The 3,103-nt window shown below is 61.5% G+C and carries 2 protein-coding genes; one reads left to right on the plus strand and one right to left on the minus strand.

Annotated elements, in window-relative coordinates; translation table 11 throughout:
- Positions 1-824 (plus strand): DUF993 family protein (locus tag EN925_RS29775; RefSeq protein WP_128337132.1); only part of this gene is annotated, 824 nt, incomplete at its 5' end.
- Between the two features lie 55 nt (positions 825-879).
- Here the strand turns inward: EN925_RS29775 and EN925_RS29780 are convergent.
- Positions 880-3,102, minus strand: a complete 2,223-nt coding sequence (locus EN925_RS29780) for an alginate lyase family protein (protein WP_128337133.1) — start codon at positions 3,100-3,102, stop codon at positions 880-882.
- Position 3,103: the final 1 nt, after the last annotated feature.

Genomic DNA, 3,103 nt, shown 5'->3' on the forward strand with positions numbered 1-3,103 from the left:
ATCTCGCCTCGGGCGCCAGATGGTCGGTGCCGGCGCCCGCCGCCGCCAAAACAATCGATGACGTCATCAAGGCCTATGAAGAGCAGTTCGCTTTAATCGAAGGGCTCGGCGGCAAGGCGATCATGATGGCCAGCCGGGCGTTGGCGGCAGTTGCCAAAGGGCCGGACGACTATGTCAGGGTCTACGACCGCATCCTGTCACAGTCCTCCGGCAAGGTCATCCTGCACTGGCTGGGCGACATGTTCGATCCGGCGCTCAGGGGCTATTGGGGCAGCGAGAATTTCGAGGTCGCTCTCGATACAGTCGTTGCCATCATCGAATGCCACGTTGGCAACGTGGAGGGGATAAAAATCTCACTGCTCGATGCCGGCAAGGAGGTCGCGCTGAGGAACCGTCTGCCGGACGGCGTCGTCATGTTCACCGGCGACGATTTCAATTATCCCGAACTGATCGCCGGCGACGAGAAAAGGCACTCGCACGCATTGCTGGGTATTTTCGACGCGATTGCGCCGGTTGCCAACGCGGCGCTGGCGAAACTGGCGGAAGGCGACCGCGCCGGCTTTGACGCGTTGATGGCGCCGACCGTGCCGCTGTCGCGAAAGATCTTCGAGGCGCCGACCGAGTATTACAAAGCCGGCATCGTCCTCATGGCCTGGCTGAACGGCCATCAGGATCATTTTGCGATGGTCGGCGGTATGCAGTCGGCGCGCGGCATCCGTCACTATGCCGACGTGTTCCGCCTTGCCGACCAGGCCGGATTGCTGGCCGATCCGGAACTGGCGGTGACCAGGATGAAGAGCCTTTGCACCGTCGCGGGTGTTTGAAGCGCGGAAAGTGGTTCTCATCATCGACGTAACAGGCCAGGAATGCCGGGCGTCGCTAATGTCTCCGCCACAGCCAAAAAGGCGCGATTGCCTCGTCTGGATGAAAAATGGGCTTGGTCGCCCTTCCCAGATCGGCAGGTGGCATTCCTGCGGGATCATGGTGCGTCAGGTCGAGAAGCAGCGGCCCAAGCCGATCCGGATCGACAGTTTCGGCCGACATGGTGTGTGGCTTGTTCTCGTGCGCAACAAGCCAGTGCAGCGCCTGGACCAGTCCCAGTCCCTCGGCTGTCTTGTGTTGCCAGAGATTGTCACCGACCGAAGACAGGACACGGGCCAGCGACGTCCAGCCTTGCAAGGTAAACATGGCGTAGTGCCTGGGGCGCGTGCGGGACAGTTCCCTGGGCAAGGAGCCATCGGCTGCGATCTGGGTTGCTAGTCTCTCCCGAGCATAGAGGCTGATCTTGGCCAGGGTGGCGCTGTCGCCAAGAAACGTGGCGATCGATGCCCGCTGCAAATCGTAATATGTTCCTTGGTTGCTGCTGCTGCAGAAGGCCGTCGCGGCTGCCGGCGCGGTGTCCAGCCATTCGCAGTAGGAACCGAGCCAGGCTCTGAACGCCTCGCGATCCTCGTCGCCCAGTACTCCTGTTCGCTCGAGCAGGCGTACGGCATCCAGGAAGAAATAGAAATCCTTCAGCTCGATGATGCCGTGGCCGGACCCTTCATTGTTGTCGTGGCCCGACCGCACCTGCGCATAGCGCAAATGCGGGTTCATTCTTGTCCTGGGATCGATAAACCATGCGCGAATGAGCCTGGCGGCGTGGACGGCATAATGATGCCCATCAAGCACGGTTGCGGCGAGCGCAAGCACGGTTGTGTCGTCGAAGACGCGCTGCAAGCGTGTGCGATCGTAGGTTTCGCTTCCTGCTGCATACAATGCCGTGCCGGGCACGCGTTCGCCATCGCGCCGGATATAGGGCAGGCCGTCGGGTCTGTCGGGGTCGGGCCACCAGTAAGGCGCGGGGTGAAAATAGTCCTGGGGATCCCCGCTGGGGGCTAGGCCAGTCTTGTCGAGCACGCTGAACGGACCGCGGGCGAGTGCCTGTCCGGCCGCGGTTTCGAGATGGTGCAGGATGAGCCCGTCCTTCACCGCGTGGGCCAGGGCGTCTTCGTCATAAAAGGCCAGGCGGGAGGCATCGAGCCGAGCGGCGACTGCCTTGGCGTCACATTGATCGACCATATCGACGATCGCCTGATCGCGGCTGACCAGACGCGCGACGAAGCCGGCCTTGCCGATCTCCAGATGCGAACGCCCTGAATCCAGGCGCGCCACCCAGCCCGCTTTCTGGAGCAGCCCGGCATCCGCTGCCCGGACCGGGCGTGGAAAATCCCAGGCGTCGTCGCGGTAGCGGTCCCAGGGGCCGGGAACTGCCAACCGCCACAGCATCTCGATTTTTGGCCGCCTTCCGTAACCATAGTTTTCGTCGAACAGTTGCGTGGTATCGGCTCGAAACATGATCTGCGGCTCTTCCTCGGCCGGCGGCTGGAAGCTCTGGTCCAGCAGAAGCGCATTGTCGACAATGCGCGCCATGGGCACCACAGCGTAGGGAAGGTGCGGGTTTTTCTCGATCGCGGACCGTATCCGCTGGAACGCAGAGTCTGTCAGGTAGCAGTTCCCGTCCCAGGGCATCAGCCATTTTGCCCTGTCGCGGGCAATCGCGAGCGCGGCGTTGCGAGCCCCATTGTTGTTCATCACATAGAGGTTCTTGCTGCGGCGGATGTGCGTTTCGTAACGCGCGGACTGTCCGCTCGCCCGGCCCTTCTCTGAGAATCGGAGGTCGCTGGCAACAAGCTGGTCGACGTCCCAGGATATCTTCCGGTACTGATCGAGTTCGAAGGGGATTGTATGAAAATTCTGGCGGCGGCTTTCGAGCAGGCCGATGATCCGGGCTTCCTCGTCGGTGTCGACTATTCGATTGACGATCCAGAATTTTTCGCAGGCGTCGAAGACCGGTTCGTTGTCCAGAATGAACAGCACGTTGTCGAATGACTGGCCCTTGCGGTGTCGCGGTTCCAGATCATTGCCGATGATCCGGACAAGCATGAAGCTGTCGGCAATCTGCGAGATCGGCGACGCCGTGTAAGTCTCGCGGGCGGCCTCGATCCGCTTGCCGAGTCCGCGCCGGTATTCAGCATTCTGCTTTGCGGAAATGAGCGCGTTGCCCAATGTCGACCACGGCGACCGCAATTGCGTGCGCACACGGTTCAGTTCGCGATATATC

Source organism: Mesorhizobium sp. M7A.F.Ca.US.006.04.2.1, assembly GCF_004022915.1.
GTDB lineage: Bacteria > Pseudomonadota > Alphaproteobacteria > Rhizobiales > Rhizobiaceae > Mesorhizobium > Mesorhizobium ciceri.